Source organism: Segeticoccus rhizosphaerae (assembly GCF_009192725.1).
Taxonomy (GTDB): Bacteria; Actinomycetota; Actinomycetes; order Actinomycetales; family Dermatophilaceae; genus Segeticoccus; species Segeticoccus rhizosphaerae.
The window spans coordinates 1-5457 of sequence record NZ_VOHR01000259.1 but is presented as its reverse complement, the minus strand read 5'-3'; the positions used below and the strand labels follow the sequence as shown (position 1 = coordinate 5457).

Genomic DNA, 5457 nt, shown 5'->3' with positions numbered 1-5457 from the left:
CCGGGCTCCTGCCGCCCCGGTCGTGCCGCCGGTGAGCCCGTCGCTGTCCGACCCGTCAGCCCTGCCGACGCCGTCGACCACCACGCCGGTGCCGGGCGAGTCGGTCACGACACCTCCGCCCCCCACCACCGCGTCGACCTCGCCGGGCACGACCAGCGCAGGGACGACCACGCCACCTCCGGCCGGGTCCACCACGACCACGTCGAGCCGGCCGACCGCCACACCCAACCCGAGCCGCACGACCGCCTCGCCGGCGACGAGTGAGCCCACGGCGAGCTCGCTGGTGGCTGGACCGAGCCCGTCGGTGAGCTCGGCGGACTCGGCGGACCCGACCCTCCAGAGCGGGCAGCTCGACCAGACGCTGCCGGTCAAGCGCACCAGTCAGGCGCTCGACCCCGTGGCCACGAGCCTCTGGGAGCCGGTGCTGGGGCGGCACGACCTGAGCGAGCGGCGGTTCGCCCGCCTGGTCGACCCTCCGCACGGCCTCCGGTCCACCCGGCTGGCCTCGGCTCCCGCGTCCGTGCAGGCGAACGGGTGGCCGGCAGAGGTGTCGACTGCGTTGAACGGTGCGAAGGCGACCAACCCTGCTCCCGCGAGAGAGGGCGCCGGCTCGCGGCAGGCCGGGCAGTGACAGCCGTCGAGGCGTGTGCAGTCCGCTCCGGCCGGGGCCATAGAATCGAGCAATGAGCGACGCCCCCGTCTCGATCCCGGAAGTCCCCGCTCCCTTCGCCACCCTCGGTCTGACCTTTGACGACGTCCTGCTGCAGCCCGGCGAGACCGATGTCATCCCGAGTGAGGTCGACACCACCTCGCGGCTGACCCGCGAGCTGTCGGTGCGGGTGCCGCTGCTGTCGGCGGCCATGGACACGGTGACCGAGTCGCGGATGGCCATCGCGATGGCACGCCAGGGCGGCATCGGTGTGCTGCACCGCAACCTCTCCATCGCCGACCAGGCCGACCAGGTCGACATGGTCAAGCGGACCCAGACCGGCATCATCCCCAACCCGGTCACCATCGGGCCGGACGCGACGCTGGAGGACCTCGACGAGATCTGCGGCCGTTACCGCGTCTCGGGCCTGCCGGTCGTCGACGTGGACAGCCGCCTGATCGGCATCTGCACCAACCGCGACCTGCGGTTCACGCCGGTTGCGGAGTGGGCCACGACCAAGGTCAGCGAGGTCATGACCCCGATGCCACTGGTCACCGGCCACGAGGGCATCGGCCGTGAGGAGGCGACGGCGCTGCTGCGCCAGCACAAGCGTGAGCGGCTGCCGCTGGTCGACGCCAACGGGCGGTTGGCCGGCCTGATCACGGTCAAGGACTTCGTCAAGTCGGAGCAGTTCCCGCACGCGTCCAAGGACGCCGACGGCCGCCTGCTGGTGGCCGCGGCGATCGGCTACTTCGGTGACGCCTGGGACCGGGCCACGACCCTGGTCGAGGCGGGCGTCGACGTGCTCGTGCCCGACGTCGCCAACGGTCACGCCCGGTTGATGCTCGACATGATCCGCAAGCTCAAGTCGGACCCGGCGACCCGGCACGTCCAGGTCCTCGGAGGCAACGTCGCCACCCGAGCGGGTGCGCAGGCGCTGGTCGACGCCGGCGTCGACGGCGTCAAGGTCGGCGTGGGTCCGGGCTCCATCTGCACCACCCGGGTGGTCGCGGGCGTCGGTGTCCCGCAGGTCACCGCCATCTACGAGGCGTCACTGGCGTGCAAGCCGGCCGGGGTCCCGGTGGTCGGCGACGGCGGGCTGCAGTACTCCGGCGACATCGCCAAGGCCCTCGTGGCGGGGGCCGACACGGTCATGGTCGGCTCGCTGTTGGCCGGCTGCGAGGAGTCGCCGGGCGAGCTGGTCCTGGTGAGCGGCAAACAGTTCAAGTCCTACCGCGGCATGGGCTCCCTGGGCGCGATGGCGTCGCGGGGCAAGAAGTCCTTCTCCAAGGACCGCTACTTCCAGGCCGATGTCTCCAGCGACGACGAGATCGTGCCCGAGGGCATCGAGGGGCGGGTGCCCTACCGCGGCCCGCTCGGCGCCGTCGTGCACCAGCTGACCGGTGGCTTGCACCAGTCGATGTTCTACGTCGGGGCCAACACCATCCCGGAGCTGCAGCAACGCGGCCGGTTCGTGCGGATCACCTCGGCTGGTCTCAAGGAGAGCCACCCGCACGACATCCAGATGACCCTCGAGGCGCCCAACTACACGCGGCGGTGACAACACCCGCCTCGGCTGGATCCCGGACCCCGGCAGCTGACCGGTAGCCTGTCCGGCGTGAACGAGATCGAGATCGGACGCGGCAAACGGGGCCGCAGGGCCTACTCCTTCGACGACATCGCAGTGGTGCCGTCGCGGCGCACCCGCGACCCCGAGGAGGTCTCCGTCTCCTGGCAGATCGACGCCTACCACTTCGAGCTGCCGGTGCTCGCCGCCCCGATGGACTCGGTCGTCTCGCCCGAGAGCGCCATCACCCTCGGCCGGCTCGGTGGCCTGCCGGTGCTCGACCTCGAGGGCCTGTGGACCCGCTACAGCGACCCCACGCCGCTGCTGGAGGAGATCGCCCACCTCGACACCGCCGACGCGACGGCCCGGATGCGTGAGCTCTACTCCGCCGAGATCCAGCCGGAGCTGATCACCGAGCGGCTCCGCACCCTGCGGGACGCCGACATCACCGTCGCCGGCGCGCTGTCGCCGCAGCGGACCCAGCAGTTCTGGAAGACCGTGGTGGAGGCTGGTGTGGACCTCTTCGTGATCCGGGGCACCACAGTTTCCGCGGAGCACGTCTCCAGCCGCGCCGAACCGCTCAACCTCAAGCGGTTCATCTACGAGCTTGACGTCCCCGTCATCGTCGGCGGCGCAGCGTCCTACACCGCGGCGCTTCACCTCATGCGCACCGGTGCCGCCGGCGTGCTCGTCGGGTTCGGCGGCGGCGCGGCACACACCACCCGACTCACCCTTGGCATCCACGCCCCGATGGCCTCGGCGATCGCCGACGTCGCGGCGGCCCGGCGCGACTACATGGACGAGTCGGGCGGCCGCTACGTGCACGTCATACCCGATGGCGGCATGGGCACCTCCGGCGACGTGGTCAAGGCGGTGGCCTGCGGCGCCGATGCGGTGATGATGGGGGCCGCCCTCGCCCGGGCGACCGAGGCGCCCGGGCAGGGCTACCACTGGGGGTCGGAGGCGCACCACCACCAGCTGCCGCGCGGGGAGCGGGTCGAGGTCGGCACCGTCGGCTCGCTCGAGGAGATCCTGCTCGGACCCGGCCGCAGCGCCGACGGCACCACCAACATCGTCGGTGCCCTGAAGCGGGCGATGGCGACGACCGGCTACTCCGACCTCAAGGAGTTCCAGCGGGTCGAGATCGTCATCGCCCCCTACCAGCGCAGCTGACCAGCCGCCCGGGTCGCGCCGCTCTGCCGAGCCGCGCGTCGGCTGCGGCACTGTCCGGAGCGCGCCGCTCGGCATACTCTCGACCCATGGCCCCCGAGACGCTCGTCGACCCCGAGACCGACCCGACTGCAACGTATGCCATCGACCCCGCCCTGGTCCGGCGGCTGACCGACCGGGTCGTCTGCGCGGCGCGCCCGCCCCGGATGCAGACGCGCACGCCCATGACGGGTGCACCGTTGGCCGACCTGCCGATGTCCACGCCCGACGACGTCGAGGTCGCCTACCAGGGCGCGAGGTCGGCCGCGCGGGCGTGGTCCCGCACGCCGCTCGAGCGGCGGGCCCAGGTGTTCCTGCGCTTCCACGACCTCGTGCTGGAGCGACAGACCGAGCTGCTCGACCTGATCCAGCTCGAGTCGGGCAAGGCGCGCCGGCACGCGTTCGAGGAGATCGCCGACGTGGCGATGGTCTGTCGGCACTACGCGCGCCGGGCAGCCGGCTACCTGCGGCCACGACGCCGTGCCGGGGCCCTGCCGGTGCTGAGCCAGGCGGTCGAGCTGCACCAGCCCAGAGGAGTGGTCGGCTTCGTATCCCCTTGGAACTACCCACTTTCCATGTCGATCACCGACCTCATCCCGGCCCTGATCGCCGGCAACACCGCGGTGCTGCGGCCGGACACCCAGGCCGCGTTGACCGCGTTGCAGGCGGTGGCGCTGCTCGACGCGGTAGGCCTGCCGGAGGGCGTCCTCAAGGTCGTCCTCGGCGACGGGCCGACGGTCGGCAAGGCGGTGCTCGACCGCGCCGACTACGTCTGTTTCACCGGGTCGACGCAGACCGGCCGAGGGGTGGCTCGGGACGCCGGGGAGCGGCTCGTCGGTGCCTCCCTCGAGCTCGGGGGCAAGAACCCCATGTACGTCGCGGCGGACGCCGACCTGGACCGGGCCGTGGCGTGCGCCGTGCGCGCCTGCTTCTCCTCCGCCGGACAGCTGTGCGTCTCCGTGGAACGGCTGATCCTGCACGAGTCGATCGCGGACGAGTTCCTCGCCGCCTTCGTGCCCGCCACCAGGGCGCTGCGCATGTCGGCCGACCTGGCCTACGGGCCCGAGCTGGGCAGCCTGGTGGGCGCCGACCAGCTCAGGCGGGTGACCGCACACGTCGAGGACGCACGCCGCCAGGGCGCCAGGGTCCTGACCGGCGGTCGTTCCCGGCCCGATCTCGGGCCCTACTTCTATGAGCCCACCGTGCTCGACGACGTCACTCCCGAGATGGCCTGCGCGCGGGAGGAGACCTTCGGCCCGGTCGTCGCGGTCTACCGGGCCGGCTCCGACGAGGCGGCGATCCGGCTCGCCAACGACTCCGAGTTCGGGCTGAACGCCGTCGTCTGCACGAAGGACACGCGGCGTGGCCGGGCGATCGCGGCGTCGATCCAGGCCGGCACGGTCAGCGTCAACGACAGCTACGCGGCGGCGTGGGGCAGCCTCGGCGCGCCGATGGGCGGGCTGAAGTCGTCGGGGCTCGGCCGGCGGCACGGCGCGGAGGGGATCTTGAAGTACACAGAGTCGCAGAACGTCACCGTCCAGCGGCTGCTCCCGGTGGCCCCCGTGCTCGGGATGAGCGACGCCCGGTTCGCCGACGTCCTCACCGCGGCACTTCGCGCCATGAAGCGCTTCGGCCTGCGCTGAGTCGCCCCTGGTGCGTTGTTCACGGGTCCGCGGATTGCGCACGTGTCTGACCGGTGGTGCCGTGCGTTGTTCACGGGTCCGCGGATTGCGCACGGGCGGTCGCCCCGGTGTGCCTCCACGAGGGTCGGGCCGCCGGGCCGTACGCTGGTGCGCGGTTCCACGACCAGACCAGTGACCGCGAGGACCCGGGAGCAGCCGGTGCAGATCAGTCAGGAAGCCGTCCACGTCCGTCGGCGACGGGTAGCGGTCTCGGCGCTGGTCCTCGTCGTCGTCCTGATCGTCCTGCTCGCCAGCTGCATGTCCCGCGGACCCGGCACGCCCCAGGCCGGCGGCACCGCGGCGCAGGCCGCCGCGAGTGACGCGCCGGACAGCACGCCGTCGCAGCAGCC

General features: G+C 72.2%; 5 protein-coding genes and 1 pseudogene. 5 read left to right on the top strand and 1 reads right to left on the bottom strand.

Annotated features, from left to right (window positions below; genetic code table 11):
• The coding region (locus tag FRW57_RS16625) for a hypothetical protein (protein WP_203230378.1) at positions 1-270 on the bottom strand (270 nt) is incomplete at its 3' end.
• A 34-nt stretch (positions 271-304) separates the two neighbouring features.
• Here FRW57_RS16625 and FRW57_RS16620 point away from each other — a divergent pair.
• The 5 genes and pseudogenes from FRW57_RS16620 to FRW57_RS16600 all read left to right on the top strand — a co-directional run.
• A complete protein-coding gene (locus tag FRW57_RS16620) occupies positions 305-631 on the top strand; it encodes a hypothetical protein (protein ID WP_152186522.1) in 327 nt (108 codons plus the stop codon).
• Positions 632-683: 52 nt separating this feature from the next.
• Positions 684-2210 carry an IMP dehydrogenase gene (gene guaB, locus FRW57_RS16615; protein WP_152186521.1) on the top strand — a complete coding sequence of 509 codons (1527 nt, stop codon included), beginning with the start codon at positions 684-686 and terminating at the stop codon, positions 2208-2210.
• Between the two features lie 57 nt (positions 2211-2267).
• A complete protein-coding gene (locus FRW57_RS16610; RefSeq protein ID WP_137119834.1) occupies positions 2268-3389 on the top strand; it encodes a GuaB3 family IMP dehydrogenase-related protein in 1122 nt (373 codons plus the stop codon).
• 86 nt (positions 3390-3475) lie between these two features.
• Positions 3476-5068 (top strand): succinic semialdehyde dehydrogenase, encoded by a 1593-nt coding sequence (locus tag FRW57_RS16605; protein ID WP_137119833.1) that lies wholly within the window; start codon positions 3476-3478, stop codon positions 5066-5068.
• A gap of 171 nt (positions 5069-5239) precedes the next feature.
• Positions 5240-5457: pseudogene (locus FRW57_RS16600) on the top strand (hypothetical protein); the annotation flags it as partial.